Below are 15,436 nucleotides of genomic sequence, written 5' to 3'. Positions count from 1 at the left end.
GTGCTGCTTCTATATTCAGTGTATATTAGATAAACTGCTTTCCAAACTGTTCTCTGAAAGCCTCGTCTCCCAGTTCCAGACGCTGTGCATAAATTGCTTTTGCATCTTCACCTGCTACATATCTCAATTGTTTCTTACCGTCTGTAGCTGCTTCGTAAACAACCTCAGCAATCTGCTCCGGCTCAGAAGCCGCGGCCATCATTCCTTCCATACTGGAAAAAAGAGAGTTAGTCATTTCTTCGTAGGCAGGACTGGTTGCTGCATCCAGAGAGCGGCTTACGAAATCGGTCTTGATTCCTCCCGGGGATACCGTTTTGATATCGATGCCAAATTTGTTCAGCTCGTAAGCCATACTTTCGCTCCAGCCTTCCAGAGCCCATTTTGTAGCATGATAGGTTGAGCCTAAAGGAAAGGCGACCAATCCACCGATTGAAGTGGTAGAAATAAACATTCCGCTTTTTCTTTCTCTGAAATAAGGAATAAATGCCTGGGTTACGCGGATAACTCCCAAAAGATTGGTATCCAGCTGTTTCAGGATTTGCTCATCTTTTAAGGCTTCCAAAGGACCAATAAGCCCGTATCCGGCATTATTGAAAACCACATCCACATTGCCAAGCTCGACAGCTTTATTAACGGTTGACTTTATCTGTTCCAGGTTGGTAACATCTAAAGGAAGTACAGTTACATTATCCAGAGCGGCAAGTTCAGGTGCAGCATCAGGGTTTCTCATTGTAGCAATTATATTCCATCCTCTGCTTTGAAATAATTGGGCAGCCGCTTTTCCTAATCCTGTTGAAGCGCCTGTTATAAAAATTGTTTTCATTTTGTTCTGTATTAAATTAACAGGACAAAGGTCAGAATTAGCAGGAAAGCTAAAGTTGCCAAATTGGACGAACGTGTAGCCAAAATGAATTTAATCCTGAAAATATGATCTCTTATCAATAATAAAAGGCTCAGAAAAAATTCTGAGCCTTTTTCAAGAAAAGATAGACAGTAGATTCTACCCTTTTATACTGTATATTTTAAAATTTATAGACAAATGCATTGATATTCATCCCTGCACCTACTGATGCAAAAAGTACAACATCTCCTTCTTTTATTTCATGGGTAGGAAGTTCACCGTTCAAAATCATTGTCAGCAGACTTGGAATGGTAGCCACACTGCTGTTACCTAATTTATTAATGACCATTGGCATAATATTTTCCGGCATTGGCAAATCATAAAGCTGGTAAAAACGCTTTACAATGGCTTCATCCATTTTCTCATTGGCCTGGTGGATAATAATCTTATCAAGCTGATTGATGGAGTACCCACTTGCATCCATGCACTTCTTCATAGCATCCGCCACGTTAACGAGAGCAAATTCGTAGATCTTTCGGCCATCCATTTTGATATATTTTGTATCAGGACAGCTTTCGTTATTGTAAGACTTCCCAAAGAAAAGGTAATCTTTTTCGTTTAAAGTATAGGAAGCCGATAAGTGAGATTGTATCCCCTTACCGTCTTCACTGATTTCCAGGATAGCAGCTCCGGCACCATCTGCATAGATCATACTGTCCCTGTCATGAATATCAACCACTCTGGAAAGTGTTTCCGCACCTATAACAAGGCATCGTTTGGCAATACCTGATTTAATGAATGCATTAGCCTGTATCACGCCTTCAATCCAGCCCGGGCATCCGAACAGTACATCGTACGCTACGCAGAAATTGTTTTTAATTTTCAGAAGATGCTTTACCCTGGAAGCAAGGCTCGGAACACTGTCTGACTGGACTGTTCCAAAGCGGACATCCCCAAAATTATGGGCAAATATAATATAGTCCAGGGTTTCAGGATCTATATTTGAATTTTCTATTGCTTTCTGGGCTGCAATCAGTCCCAGATCAGAAGTCACCTGGTGTTCAGATGCATATCTCCTTTCTTCTATGCCGGTAATTTCTTTAAGTTTTCTGGCAATAATATCGTTTGCTTCCTTTAATGACTCTCCGTTTTTATTAATAAAATGATGCTGGTCAAAAAATAAATTTGTAATTGTCTCCGGCGGAATATAATTGCCGACTCCTATAATCTTGCTTGTCATTAAAATAATTATAATTTTTTTAAACTCATTTTGTTTTTTCTCATGAATTTTTAATATTCTACAATAATAACGATAAAATATCTATTAATCGTATGATAAAATATAATTGAATATTTATATTGGTATTCAGAACATATAATGAAGGATTTCTTTCCTTGAAACATTCTTTCTCTTTGTTTTTTTAACCTGCTCCGGAAAATAATACAGATAGTATTGTTGGCATTTTTTGTAAATTCGCACGTCTATGGCAGCCTATATTCTTGACAATACAAGCATCAGTACACTTTCTGTGTATGATCTTCTGAAGCATACTTCGGGTAGTGCATTTCTGGAGCTTAGGGATTTTCACGACATTTACCCCACTGCCATTGAAAGCAATCATGGAATTTTCAGTAAAAGGTCTCCTTTGAATGATTATCCGGATGTTTCCGTAAGCCAGATAGGCAGCTCCATAGTAAGCACATGCACCTGCAATAATCCCAAAGAAAAACTTTGCGGGCATCAGGCAGAAATAATACACTGTATTTTGGAGGAAAAAAATTTCAGGACTTTTTTGATCCCTTTCTCCGCAAGAAACTGTTTATTGCCAAAGCAAAGTCTTACGGCCTGGAAAACGAGCCTGATCTCGACATGTATTTCGAATTAAAATACATCGACCATAAAATTGAGATCCATCCTAAGATCAAAGAGATGCTGCCTATTGATGAAGATCTTTTTAAACAGTATCTGATTCCTCAGCGTTCACCGGTAATCCATGAACTGGCATTACAGGACAGCGGAAAAAGGAAAATACTGGTTATCGGAAGGCATCGTTACTACAGCCATCTTAATTTTTCTCTCATGGAGGCCGAAACCACCCAGACCGGAAAGATCAAAAATCCCATACAGTCTGTTGATGCCATGCAGCTTATCTGGAATGCCGAAGAACCTCAGCATATTAAATTTTATACTGCAGTTTCAGCATTTCAGAATAATTATAACGAAGATTACAATACCGCTGAACTGGAAGCCCTGAAGCTGATCGTACAGAATCCGCTCGGTTTGGAGACTTATTATCATGACCGGGAAATTTCCGAAACGATATCTTCCAAATCTCTTGTCCCCATCCATCTTGAACTTTTAAAGGCCGAAATAAAGCTTAATGTGTTCAAAAAAGAACCTTTTTATGAAGTGACGGGAGAACTTGAGTTCAATGATGTTTCGGTTCCTTTTAAAAATATAGTGATCAGGAACGAATATTTCGTCTACAGCCGCAATACGTTCAGCTTTGTGGATGATCCTGATATGCTTCGGGTCATTAAATTTTTTAAAGCCAATAATGAAATTCTGCTTGTTCATGCCTCAAAATATGAAACATTCATGCAGAGTGTTCTTTCTTCCCTGGAGGAACGCATTCACATCAACTACAGTTACATACAGCCTGCAACCCCAATCCAGCTCGAAGAAAAAGACCATCGGAATGAACGGATCATTTATCTCCGGCAGCAGGGAAATTATGTGGCCCTGACTCCGGTTATGAAATACGGACAGGTAGAAGTTGCCGTTTATTCCAAAAAACAGCTTTTTGATACGGACCAGAACGGCAATGTATTTAAAATTGACAGAAGTGATGCTGAAGAATCACGTTTTACTTCCCTGATCATGAAACAGCATCCGGACTTTGAGGCGCAGATGGATGGCTATGATTATTTTTATCTGCATAAAGATAAATTCCTGGATCAGGACTGGTTCCTTCATGCTTTTGAAATATGGAGAAATGAAGGAGTAATTATTCTTGGATTCAATGAGCTTAAAAGCACCCGGCTTAATTCGTATAAGGCAAAGGTGAATATACAGATCACCAGCGGTCTGGATTGGTTTAATGCTAAATTAAAAGTTAGTTTTGGCCAGAAAGAGGCCGCCCTGAAACAGCTTCATCGTGCGATCCGAAACAGAAGCAAATTCGTTCAGCTGGATGACGGAACGCTTGGAGTTCTGCCGGAAGAATGGATCAGCAGAATGAATGAGTTTTTCCGAATCGGGGAAATAGATGCTGAAGATCTTAAAATCCCAAAGATCAATTTTACAGAGGTATCTTCATTGTTTGAGAAAGATATTTTAAGCAGCGAGGTACAGGAAGAACTTTCTTCTTATTCACTTCAGTTTGCATCGGTTAAAGATATTCCCCAGACCAGTATTCCTTCAGGGTTAAATGCATCATTGAGGGATTATCAGCATAACGGGCTGAACTGGCTGAGCTTTCTGGACGGGTTCAATTTCGGCGGATGTCTTGCTGATGATATGGGTCTTGGAAAAACGCTCCAGGTACTTGCTTTTATTCTTTCCCAGCGGGAAAAACGCGGTCCTGTCACCAATCTTATTGTAGTTCCTACTTCCCTGCTCTTCAACTGGCAGGAAGAGATTGATAAATTTGCCCCTTCGATAAAAACCATGGTACATTATGGGGCCGACAGACTGAAAACTACGGACCATTTTTCCGGATATGAGGTAGTACTTACCACCTACGGAATGCTGCTTTCGGATATCCGTTTCCTGAAAAACTTCCGCTTCAACTGTATTTTCCTTGACGAATCGCAGACCATTAAAAATCCTGATTCGGAAAGATATAAGGCTGCCCGTCTGCTGGATTCAAGGAACAGGTTTGTTCTTACCGGAACACCTATTGAGAACAATACTTTTGATCTTTACAGTCAGCTTTCTTTTGCTTGTCCGGGACTTTTGGGAAGCAAGCAGTATTTTAAAGACATCTACGCTGTTCCTATTGATAAATTTGAATATGGAAAACGTGCTCAGGAGCTTCAGCAGAAAATAAAGCCTTTTATTCTCCGCAGGACCAAAAAACAGGTTGCCAGGGAACTTCCGGAAAAAACAGAAATGGTTATTTACTGCGAAATGAATGCTGAACAGCGCAAAATTTATGATGCTTATGAAAAAGAGCTCCGTGAATTTATTGCTGCCAATGATGACGATGATCTGAATAAAAACAGCATGCATGTTCTTACAGGGCTTACCCGGCTCCGGCAGATCTGTAATTCTCCTGTACTTTTAAAAGAAGGATATTCCGGTGATCATTCCGTAAAGATAGAAATACTGATGGAACAGGTCCAAAGTAAGTCCAAAGGCCATAAAATATTGGTATTCTCCCAGTTTGTAGAAATGCTGGATTTAATTAAAACCGAGCTTGAAAATAAAAATATCCCGTTTGAATATCTTACCGGGCAGACGAAAAACAGAGGTAAAGCTGTTAATAGCTTTCAGGAAAATGATGAAATCCGGGTATTTCTGATCAGTTTAAAGGCCGGAGGCGTAGGACTTAACCTTACAGAAGCAGACTATATTTATCTGGTAGATCCGTGGTGGAACCCTGCAGCTGAAAACCAGGCCATTGACCGAAGCTACCGGATCGGGCAGACCAAGAATGTAATTGCTGTCCGGCTTATCTGCTCCAATACGGTTGAAGAGAAAATCTTAAGCCTGCAGAAAAAGAAAAATGAACTGGCTCAGAATCTGCTTCAAACGGATGGAAATGGCATCCGTAAGCTTTCAAAGAACGATCTTCTTGAAATATTGGAACCTAACCCGTTATAAATCTTTAAATAAAATATTCAGTCATAAAAATAAACCGACAGATAAATCTGCCGGCTTAAAAAACAAAAATTGATATGGATATGATTAGATAAAGTGTTTATTTTTTGATGATCTTCTCAGTAATCATTTTTTTATCACCGGTATATATCCTGATCAGGTAAGTTCCGGTTGCCAGACTATCCATATGGATTATGTCCGAGGTTCCTTCCAGCACCTTTTGTGCTGATGAGTTGTAAACTTCATATTTCTCGACCTTCTCTTCAGTTTTTAAGGTAACCGTTCCTGATGTAGGATTCGGGTAAATTCTGGCTGATGCTTTTTTTACAGCCTCTGATGTAGCCAGATTTGAGGCCAATACATTCAGGGTATAGTCTTCAGCCTGTCCTATGAACCATCCCGCAGGACATGGAAGATTTTCCAGGGTTCCCATCCATGAATTTGATTCATAAGCTTTGACAATCCTGAAACGGGTCTCGCCCAGCATAGCATCGGCAGGAATAGCAATGGTTCCGGTCGTTACTCCCGATTCTTTACCCGGAATAGGATCGGAATTATCCAGGTAGCCCAGATTAAATACTTCATTAGCATCAAATGTATTGTTATGATTAAGATCAATATATGCATAGACCGATACAGTCGTCTGTCCCTGTGTTTCTCCCGTGATTGTTATGGGATAAGAATTTCCTCTGTTCACATTAAAAACCGTTCCGGTAAAGTTTTCCAGTGCATCGGAACTACCATTTACAGGGCTTTCATTTGTAATTCCGGTAAATTCAACTTTATTAATTTCGCTGACGGTAAGGGTGGCAACATTTTCAGTTCCGCAATACGGGGCCGGAAAAATGATAGTATTTCCTATAATATTAACGGTATAATCTTCTGCCTGTCCTGCCCTAAGGCCGGTATCACAGGCCGTAAGAATAGAATTAGTTGCATTTGGATCGGAATAAGCAGCTGTGTTTGTATTTTTCAGCACTCTCATTCTGGTACTACCTGATGCTGCATTTGCAGGAACTGAAACCGTACCGGTTACCGTTAAAGCATTGAAGGGATTTGCTGCTTCAAGTCTTCCAATGTAAAAGCTTTCTCCTGCATCATCAAAGCTTCCGTTTTTATTAAAATCAATGAATACCATCACATCACTCGGAAAAGTGCTGGAAGGTCCTTTTACAGAGATCTGGTAACTGTTTCCAGCCTGAATATCCGCCGACATTGAAGTAAAATCCTCATATACCTGCGTATTGGCCGATTGCGACGTTGATGTATTATTGATGGTCCCAAAACTGACATTGGTAATCATATTGCTGTCTGCGCCATACTGGAATGCCGGCGTACAATACTGCCCGTACATCATCATGTAAAATATCACCGCAGAAAAAGTAGATAGTTTCTTCATTAATTCCTTTTTTGTTGAAACAAATTTATATTTATTTAGAATTAATAAAAATAATAAACAGGTGATATTTATCACCTTTCAATGAATTCATTAAAAACGAGGAAGATAAATTAAATATAGCTTAGAAATTTTAGATAAAACACAGATATTGTTTTACCCGTCTTCAACTTACAATTAATTATGCTCTGGAAAGCTGATCAAGCTTTTTCAAAAGTGCTGGTATTCTGTAAGCTCCGTACATCTGCTCTACTTTCAGCAGTATTTCATCTACATCAGCTCCTTTTGCAGTAAGGAATAAAGGGGTTTTACTTTCTCCTCTCAGTACATTTCTTCTTTGGGAATCGGGTGATGCAAACTCATTTTTGGCAATTCCGATAATAGCATATTTGCGGTCCAGGGCTTCATAAAGATAACCTCCAAGCCCTATTTTGCCATCATTATCAAGGGTTACGTAACCATCAACAATAATAATATCGCCTTCTTTTAAGTCAATTTTTTTCAGCAGACTCAAAATACACGGAAGTTCTCTTTTATAAAAAGCGCCACTTTCATATCCGGAAGTGATGCCTGTTTCTTCTGTAAAAATCTCAGATTCATTTTCTGAGGTCCAGTCTTCAAATGCAATACATACGGTATTGGCATGATCATCATAGTAATACGTATCAAAAGCGTAAATCATCCTTTCTTTTCTGTCATTAAAAAAATTCTCCAAAATGCCACAGAATGCCGGAAGGATCGTGTACAAAGCATTCTTTTCCCCAATCCATTGTTCTGACAGGGGTAAGCTTTACATCTTTATATTTCTCAGTAAGATTCAGGGTCTGAAGCTCTTTCCAGAAGTCTTCTGTATTATTGACTTCCATAAAGATCATGGTATTGTCTATCCAATCCTTGGCATAATAATCCTGAAGATAAAAAGCTGTTTCCTGTCTTTTAAACAGAGATAGTTTAGGCTCAAGAATTACTTCTTCAAACCCAAGGTCTCTGTAAAAGCTGCGGCTTATTTCAAAATTCACTGCACCGATGAAAGGTCTGATCGATTTTACTTTCTGTATCATGATTTTCTGTTTTTCCAGTGATTATAAGTCATTTCAAATTTGAACAAAAATATATTTATTTTAATACTTCCTAGCAATCAGCCTAAATTCAAAAAAAGTTGGATCACTGCAGAGATCTGATTCTGAAAGTTTATATAACCTCCAGTATGATATCATTCGCAATGATCCAACCAATATTTATTTTTTATCTACAACAATCCTTTCCGGCCTGTTGGCAATTTCCCATGCAGTAGCAAAAACCAGCTGAGCTCTTTTTTCCAGCAAAGCATAATCAATTTTCTCAGGATCATCGGTAGGCTTGTGATAATCTTCATGAATACCGTCGAAGAAAAATGCTACCGGAACATTATTTTTAGCAAAATTATAATGATCTGAACGGTAATACAACCTTTCGGTATCTGCCGGATCATCATATTTGTAATTCAGCTCCAGATTATTGGTTTTCTTATTGGCTGCTTCATTGATCACTTTAAGCTGTGAACTCAGCATTTCTGAACCAATTACATAAACGTATTGCTTTCCTCTGTTCTCTGCATCGTCGCGGCCGATCATATCAATATTGAGATCAACAACTGTATTGGCAAGTGGAAATACAGGGTTGCTGGTATAGTAATCGGATCCAAAGAGGCCATGCTCCTCGCCTGTTACATGAAGGAAAAGAATGGATCTTTTGGGGCCGTTTCCTGCCTTTTTAGCTTCCTGGAAGGCTTTTGCAATCTGCATAACGGCCACAGTTCCGCTTCCGTCATCGTCAGCTCCGTTGTAAACAACTCCGTTTCTGGTACCAACATGGTCGTAGTGTGCAGAAATTACGACAATTTCTTCAGGCTTTTCACTTCCCTCAATAAAAGCCAGGATATTTTCTGAGTCCGGAAGATTACCGCCGCCTCTTTTCTTCATAAATTCGGAAGGAACCTTCTGGTAATAGGAACCTAAAGCCTTTGGAGGAGCAATTCCCAGGTTTTTATAAAAATTAATCATATACTCACCCGCTTTTTTCTGTCCGGGGCTTCCGGTATCCCTGCCACCCATTTCGTCTGAAGCGATTATATATAAGTTTTTCTTTAATTCATCAGCTTTAATGGTCTTATATGCAGAGAGAAATGCTTTATCTCCTTTTGCAACGGTGGTAGATTGTGACTTGGCTCCTTCAGAAGTTTTCGTTGTTCCGCAGCTGACTGCCATAGCCAGGCTGATCAACGGGATAAGAATTTTTTTCATATGATAATAATTTGCTTAAAAATAACAAATTTTATTTAATCTTCAATGAATGTGTATTTTTCTTATATTTGATATCAATGCAATATAGATGGAAAAAATTTACGGATTTACACATTATTCCTTTTTCACGGAAATGTCTGAACTTGCAGCAAAACACAAGAGTTTTGACCTGTCACTGGGACTTCCGGATTTTGATATTGATGAACGGCTGAAATCCTTTCTAAGGGAGGCTATAGACTGTAACACCCATCATTATGAGCCGCTTGCAGGAAGTCCTTTGCTTATCAACAATATCATTACCTATAATGCTTCCCGTAAAAACAGCCTCAAACTTAAGGAAAATGAAGTAACCATTATTCCATGCGCAACTTTTGCTTTACATACAGCACTTAAATCCGTTTTAAATCAGGGAGATGAGGTTATTATTATTCAGCCTTCGTATTATACTTACGGTCCTTCCGTAGTGCTCAACGGCGGTATTCCGGTGTATTATGATCTTGATAATGATTTTACCGTAAACTGGGAAAAGCTTCAAAACTGTATTTCTGAAAAAACAAAAGCCATTATCGTTAATTCTCCGCAAAATCCTACGGGAACCATCTGGAAACAAGACGACTGGAACCAGTTATACAATATGATTAAACACCAGGAAATTTACCTGATCTCAGAAGAAATTTATGATACCTACTGCTATGACGGGCTTGAACATTACAGTTCTTTTCTCCATCCTGAGCTGAAAAACAGGACCTTCTGTATTTTTTCCTTTGGGAAAATGTTTCATACCTCAGGCTGGAAAGTCAGTTATTTACTGGCCTCAGAATTCCTTACCTCAAAATTCCGATGCCATCAGCAGTATATTTCCTACAGTGCAAATGCTCCTGCTCAATATGCTGTTGCCAGATATCTGGAAGTATTTGATCCGTATGAAAACAGGTATATCATGCAGCGCAAAAGGGATATATTCAATGAAATGATGGCTTACACTCCGCTACAGGCAACCAAAAAGTCTGAAGGAAGTGTTTTCCAGATCGTCAATTTCAGGAATGTATCCAAAACCATGACTGATGTAGAGTTTTCCAAATGGCTTACCATAGAGAAAAAACAGCCTGCCTGCCTCTTTCTGCCTTCTACAATTCACGGCAGAATTCGGATTATATACGGTTCAGTTTTGCTAAGAAAGATGAGATGATTATCCAGGCTTTGGAATATCTTCAGAAAAATCTTTAGAGAATTGCAACATAATATTACAACAAGTATCACAGTATATGAAGATCTGTGTAAATCTGTGAGATCTGCGGGTAAATAAAATTTAATTTTTTCTTTTATATCCCACAGATCTCACAGATTTACACAGATTTTTAGATATAAAAAAGCACCGCCTTGCAGGCGGTGCTTTGAATATTTGTTTATTGATCTTAAAGGCTTAAAACCCTTACATCAATTCTTCTGTTTTTGGCTTTACATTCATCAGTATCATTAGCTTCACACACGGGGTGCTGAGAACCGTAACCTTCTGCTTCTACTCTGTCTGAAGAAATTCCCAATTCCAGGAGCTTCAGTTTTGCGGTCTGTGCCCGAAGGTTTGACAGTTTCATATTGCTTTCTTCATTACCGGTATTATCTGTGTAACCTCCAAGCTTTATTTTCAGGTCCGGATAATCATTTAAAATTTCAGCAAGATTATTCAGCTGTACATCTGAACCGGGTTTCAGATCACTTGATCCGGTTTCAAAATAAAGATTTTCTATCGTATACCAGTTATTAGGATCTATTACCGTCTGATCTTTTTGTTTTACAGCATTGTATAACTGGAATAGTCTGCTTCCTTCTCCTAATGTAATTGTTTTCCCTCCTTTCAGTTTTACTTCCTGAATCGTTCCGGTATCATAAACAAAGTCTCCGTTTTCATTAAGATGTCCTTTGATTTCTGCAGGAGTAACAGGAATCGCCTGAATACCCGTCTGAGTTGAGGATGAATTTATATTGTAGGTTTGGGTCAGGCTTTCCAGTTTAGCTTTTCTGTTAGCTTCAATTTTATCCTTATGTAACACGGCCAGCGTTGGAGCAATCACCAGTGAAACAATAGACATCAGCTTGATGAGAATATTCATAGATGGTCCCGAAGTATCTTTAAACGGATCTCCCACCGTATCTCCCGTTACGGAAGCTTTATGGGGCTCTGAGCCTTTATAATAGGTCTGGCCATTGATATCCACCCCTTTTTCAAATGATTTTTTGGCATTATCCCAGGCACCACCGGCATTATTCTGGAACATTCCCATCAAAACACCACTTACGGTAGCACCTGCCAGGAATCCTCCCAAAACTTCAGGTCCGAAAATAAACCCGATCAATAAAGGTGAAATAATGGCAATCGCTCCCGGAAGCATCATTTTTCTGATGGATGCATCTGTGGAAATAGCTACACATTTTTCGTACTCAGGCTGGGCTTTTCCTTCCAAAATTCCCGGAATTTCGCGGAACTGCCTTCTTACCTCTTCCACCATCGCCATGGCTGCCTGTCCTACTGCTGTGATCGCAAGTGAAGAGAATATGAACGGGATCATTCCCCCTACAAATAATCCTGCCAGAACATCAGCTCTGTAAATATCAATTCCATCAATACCTGCAATTCCTACGAACGCCGCAAACAAAGCCAGTGCCGTTAATGCAGCTGAAGCAATTGCAAAACCTTTTCCTGTGGCCGCTGTGGTATTTCCTACGGCATCCAGAATATCTGTTTTTTCACGTACTTCTTTTGGAAGTTCACTCATTTCAGCAATTCCTCCGGCATTGTCAGCAATTGGTCCGAAAGCATCAATAGCAAGCTGCATGGCAGTAGTGGCCATCATTCCGGCTGCGGCAATAGCCACTCCGTAAAGTCCGGCACACAAATAAGAGCCGTAAATACCTCCAGCTAATACAATGATTGGAAGCAAAGTAGATTCCATACCAACTGAAAGACCGCCGATAATATTAGTAGCGTGCCCTGTAGAAGACTGTCTTACAATGCTTGAAACAGGCCTTTTACCCATAGCCGTATAATATTCGGTGATAATACTCATTAAAGTTCCTACGACAAGCCCTACCATTATAGCTCCGAAAACGCCCATTTTAGTAAATTCATGTCCTCTGAGCATCATTTTTTCAGGGAGAATGTAAGTAACAAGGAAATATGAGGATATGGCCGTGATCACGATACTTCCCCAGTTCCCTAAATTAAGGGCATTCTGAACACTGGAAGTAGATGAACCTTCATTATCATTAATTCTTACAAATAAGGTCCCTATCATGGAGAAAATAATCCCTGTCCCGGCAATAAGCATCGGCAGGAGAATAGGTGCAAAGCCTCCGAAGGAATCATCAGATATTGTTTCCCTGCCTAAAACCATTGTTGCCAATACCGTTGCAACGTAAGAACCGAATAAATCGGCCCCCATTCCTGCCACATCTCCTACATTGTCTCCTACATTATCTGCAATAGTTGCGGGATTTCTAGGATCATCTTCCGGGATACCCGCTTCTACCTTTCCTACAAGGTCAGCGCCTACATCCGCAGCTTTGGTATAAATACCGCCGCCTACTCTTGCAAAAAGCGCAATGGATTCTGCCCCCAGGGAAAATCCGGTAAGAATTTCGATGGTTCTTTCCATCTCATGGGAATCTACCGTAGCATCGGGAGCAAAGATCTGCTTGATGATCAGAAAAAGGGCCCCTAACCCCAGAACTGCCAGTCCGGCAACGCCCATACCCATAACGGAGCCTCCGGTAAAGGAAACTTTAAGCGCTCTGGAAAGTGAGGTTTTTGCTGCTTCTGCCGTTCTTACGTTTGCTTTTGTAGCGATCTTCATTCCGATAAATCCTGCCAGAGCAGAAAATACAGCTCCTACCGCAAAAGCGATCCCGATACTCCAGTGGGAATTGGAGTTGGTGGATCCCATTACGGCAAGTAATATAGCTACGATTACTACGAAATAGGTTAAAATCTTGTACTCAGCCTTTAAAAAAGCCATGGCACCGTCAGCGATATGACCGCTGATTATTTTCATTTTTTCATTTCCGGCATTCTGCTTACTTACCCAGTTACTCTGCAGGAAAGTATACAATAAGGCGACAACACCAAAAACCGGAATTAAATAGAACAAATCCATAGTTTATTATTTTTATATTAATAAATAGTAATTAGTTTTATAAATATAACAAAAATTCCTTTGGTTTATTAAGCCTGGTCTGATAATATATTTTTTCGTAAATTTAAAGAACACCACAAAAACATTATATCGTATGAAAGCATTAATTTATTTAATATTTTCAGCATCTCTTATTGCTGTTGGCTGTACAGGCAGACCTCCGAAAGAAAAAGCAGACATTCTTTATTTCGGAGGAACAATTTTAACAATGGAAGATACGGCTCCCGAGGCAGAGGCAGTAGTTTTAAAGAACGGCAAAATACTTTTTGCAGGCACCCGATCAGAAGCTGACCGCTATACGGATGATAAAACAAAGAGCATCAATCTTGAAGGAAAAGTTTTACTTCCCGGCTTTATTGATGTTCATGGGCATCTTACTTCAAGAGCAGGAATGATGCAGGCCATCGATCTGTTTCCTGAACCTTACGGAACAGTCAATTTCATTAAAGACCTTCAGAATACCATCAGAAAATATCTTAAAGATCATGCTGTCCCTGCTAATCAGCCGGTCATAGGCAATGGATATGATGATGCCATTATGACTGAGCACCGCCATCCAACCAGGGATGAACTGGATGCTATCAGCCAGACAAATCCCATCATCGTTATCCATACTTCAGGCCATGCCAGTGTAGCTAATACTGCTATGCTAAAGCTTTTAGGAATATCCGAGTCCGCAAAAGATCCGGAAGGAGGACATTACGGCCGGAATAAAAAAACAGGAAAACTTAATGGGAAATTAGAAGAAAATGCAAGTTTTTCAGCGCTTCTTTCCCTTACAGAAAAAATGAGTAAGCAAACAGGAAACACACAGGCACAGGCCATGCAGAATCTGAAGAAAGCTCAGGATGAATGGCTCAGCTACGGCCAGACTACCATCTGTGACGGAAGAACAATGGGCGAAAGTGTGGCTCTTCTAGAGAAAGCAGCATCTGAACACCTTTTTAAAGCAGACGTAGTGTATTTTCCTGATTATGAGTATTTCAAAAAGGATCTGAATACCTTTAAGCCGAAATATATGAAGTACACCAATCATTTAAAGCTTGGCGGTTTCAAATTTTCGGATGACGGCTCGCCACAGGGGAAAACAGCCTGGCTTACCCAGCCTTATTTGGTTCCTCCCGAAGGCCAGTCAGCAGATTACAAAGGTTTCCCGATATTTTCTGATCAGGTCTTATATGATGATCTGAAGACTTTATTTCAAAACAGTATCACTGCACAGCTTCATGTGAATGGTGATGCTGCTATTGATCAGGCATTGCGTGTGATTGGAAGGCTGAAAGAGGAAAATATTTACAGACCGGAGCTTCGTGCCACCCTTATCCATGTTCAGAACAGCCGTCCGGATCATATTCAGAAAATCAAAAATATAGGGGTTATTCCCTCTTATTTTTCTACCCATGTTTATTTATGGGGTGACTGGCATTATTCAAGTGTTTTCGGACCGGAAAGGGCGTCATTCATCAGTCCTGCCAATTCAGCATTACAGGCCGGAATTATCTTCACGATGCATCATGATGCTCCTGTTACCCCACCTGATTTGATTACGGCAATGTATTCTGCCGTGAACAGGAAAACCCGTTCAGGAAGGATCCTGGGCCCCAATGAAAGAATAACCCCGCTTCAGGCATTAAAAGCCATTACGATCAATGCAGCTTACCAGCTTCAGGAAGAGGAAAGGAAAGGTTCCATCAAAGCAGGAAAACTGGCGGACTTTGTCATCCTGGATCAAAATCCTTTAACCATTGATCCTGAACAAATCAGGAATATTAAAGTATTGGAAACAATTAAAGAAGGGGTTTCTGTTTATAAAAGGAAATAAAGATTGTATTCTGTTTTTAGCACGATTCAAATTATACTTTCATAACTGAAAGTTCTACTCCTTTCACACCAAATATATTA

The 15,436-nt window shown here is 39.8% G+C and carries 11 protein-coding genes; 4 read left to right on the top strand and 7 right to left on the bottom strand.

Annotated features, from left to right (window positions below; all coding sequences use genetic code 11):
* Positions 1-25 precede the first annotated feature (25 nt).
* Together N4G44_RS08875 and N4G44_RS08870 are read right to left on the bottom strand one after the other, a co-directional pair.
* Entirely contained in the window at positions 26-823 is a 798-nt protein-coding gene (locus N4G44_RS08875; RefSeq protein ID WP_474926086.1) for an SDR family oxidoreductase, read from the bottom strand.
* A 199-nt stretch (positions 824-1,022) separates the two neighbouring features.
* Positions 1,023-2,081 (bottom strand): 3-oxoacyl-ACP synthase III family protein, encoded by a 1,059-nt coding sequence (locus N4G44_RS08870; RefSeq protein WP_474926085.1) that lies wholly within the window; start codon positions 2,079-2,081, stop codon positions 1,023-1,025.
* A gap of 244 nt (positions 2,082-2,325) precedes the next feature.
* Here N4G44_RS08870 and N4G44_RS08865 point away from each other — a divergent pair, with 244 nt between their 5' ends.
* Both N4G44_RS08865 and N4G44_RS08860 read left to right on the top strand, forming a co-directional pair.
* Positions 2,326-2,727 carry a hypothetical protein gene (locus N4G44_RS08865; protein ID WP_474926083.1) on the top strand — a complete coding sequence of 134 codons (402 nt, stop codon included), beginning with the start codon at positions 2,326-2,328 and terminating at the stop codon, positions 2,725-2,727.
* Entirely contained in the window at positions 2,712-5,669 is a 2,958-nt protein-coding gene (locus N4G44_RS08860; protein WP_474926082.1) for a DEAD/DEAH box helicase, read from the top strand. The genes N4G44_RS08865 and N4G44_RS08860 overlap by 16 nt, the downstream gene beginning before the upstream one ends.
* A gap of 97 nt (positions 5,670-5,766) precedes the next feature.
* Here N4G44_RS08860 and N4G44_RS08855 read toward each other — a convergent pair whose 3' ends face one another.
* The 4 genes from N4G44_RS08855 to N4G44_RS08840 form a co-directional block, all read right to left on the bottom strand.
* Positions 5,767-7,065 (bottom strand): T9SS type A sorting domain-containing protein, encoded by a 1,299-nt coding sequence (locus tag N4G44_RS08855; RefSeq protein ID WP_474926080.1) that lies wholly within the window; start codon positions 7,063-7,065, stop codon positions 5,767-5,769.
* A 178-nt stretch (positions 7,066-7,243) separates the two neighbouring features.
* Positions 7,244-7,744 (bottom strand): endonuclease V, encoded by a 501-nt coding sequence (locus N4G44_RS08850; RefSeq protein WP_474926078.1) that lies wholly within the window; start codon positions 7,742-7,744, stop codon positions 7,244-7,246.
* 16 nt (positions 7,745-7,760) lie between these two features.
* Positions 7,761-8,123, bottom strand: coding sequence for a VOC family protein (locus tag N4G44_RS08845; protein ID WP_474926076.1), 363 nt, complete (start codon positions 8,121-8,123; stop codon positions 7,761-7,763).
* A 177-nt stretch (positions 8,124-8,300) separates the two neighbouring features.
* Positions 8,301-9,344 (bottom strand): M28 family metallopeptidase, encoded by a 1,044-nt coding sequence (locus N4G44_RS08840; RefSeq protein WP_474926072.1) that lies wholly within the window; start codon positions 9,342-9,344, stop codon positions 8,301-8,303.
* Between the two features lie 88 nt (positions 9,345-9,432).
* On the opposite strand from N4G44_RS08840, the gene N4G44_RS08835 reads away from it, so the two are divergent.
* Positions 9,433-10,533 (top strand): aminotransferase class I/II-fold pyridoxal phosphate-dependent enzyme, encoded by a 1,101-nt coding sequence (locus tag N4G44_RS08835; protein WP_474926071.1) that lies wholly within the window; start codon positions 9,433-9,435, stop codon positions 10,531-10,533.
* Between the two features lie 226 nt (positions 10,534-10,759).
* Here the strand turns inward: N4G44_RS08835 and N4G44_RS08830 are convergent, their stop codons facing one another.
* Positions 10,760-13,495, bottom strand: coding sequence for a sodium-translocating pyrophosphatase (locus N4G44_RS08830; protein WP_474926070.1), 2,736 nt, complete (start codon positions 13,493-13,495; stop codon positions 10,760-10,762).
* A gap of 133 nt (positions 13,496-13,628) precedes the next feature.
* Between N4G44_RS08830 and N4G44_RS08825 the strand changes: the two genes are divergently transcribed.
* On the top strand, positions 13,629-15,356 hold the full coding sequence (locus N4G44_RS08825) for an amidohydrolase (protein WP_474926068.1): 1,728 nt from the start codon (positions 13,629-13,631) through the stop codon (positions 15,354-15,356).
* Positions 15,357-15,436 lie beyond the last annotated feature (80 nt).

Source organism: Chryseobacterium sp. GTID13 (genome assembly GCF_056172655.1).
Note: the sequence above shows the minus strand (reverse complement) of the source record. Positions and strands in the feature narration are given on the sequence as shown.

Excerpts from the sequence above, each read along its gene's own strand:
- N4G44_RS08875 (WP_474926086.1), bottom strand. The coding sequence starts at position 823 with ATGAAAACAATTTTTATAACAGGCGCTTCAACAGGATTAGGAAAAGCG.
- N4G44_RS08870 (WP_474926085.1), bottom strand. The coding sequence starts at position 2,081 with ATGACAAGCAAGATTATAGGAGTCGGCAATTATATTCCGCCGGAGACA.
- N4G44_RS08865 (WP_474926083.1), top strand. The coding sequence starts at position 2,326 with ATGGCAGCCTATATTCTTGACAATACAAGCATCAGTACACTTTCTGTG.
- N4G44_RS08860 (WP_474926082.1), top strand. The coding sequence starts at position 2,712 with ATGTATTTCGAATTAAAATACATCGACCATAAAATTGAGATCCATCCT.
- N4G44_RS08855 (WP_474926080.1), bottom strand. The coding sequence starts at position 7,065 with ATGAAGAAACTATCTACTTTTTCTGCGGTGATATTTTACATGATGATG.
- N4G44_RS08850 (WP_474926078.1), bottom strand. The coding sequence starts at position 7,744 with ATGATTTACGCTTTTGATACGTATTACTATGATGATCATGCCAATACC.
- N4G44_RS08845 (WP_474926076.1), bottom strand. The coding sequence starts at position 8,123 with ATGATACAGAAAGTAAAATCGATCAGACCTTTCATCGGTGCAGTGAAT.
- N4G44_RS08840 (WP_474926072.1), bottom strand. The coding sequence starts at position 9,344 with ATGAAAAAAATTCTTATCCCGTTGATCAGCCTGGCTATGGCAGTCAGC.
- N4G44_RS08835 (WP_474926071.1), top strand. The coding sequence starts at position 9,433 with ATGGAAAAAATTTACGGATTTACACATTATTCCTTTTTCACGGAAATG.
- N4G44_RS08830 (WP_474926070.1), bottom strand. The coding sequence starts at position 13,495 with ATGGATTTGTTCTATTTAATTCCGGTTTTTGGTGTTGTCGCCTTATTG.
- N4G44_RS08825 (WP_474926068.1), top strand. The coding sequence starts at position 13,629 with ATGAAAGCATTAATTTATTTAATATTTTCAGCATCTCTTATTGCTGTT.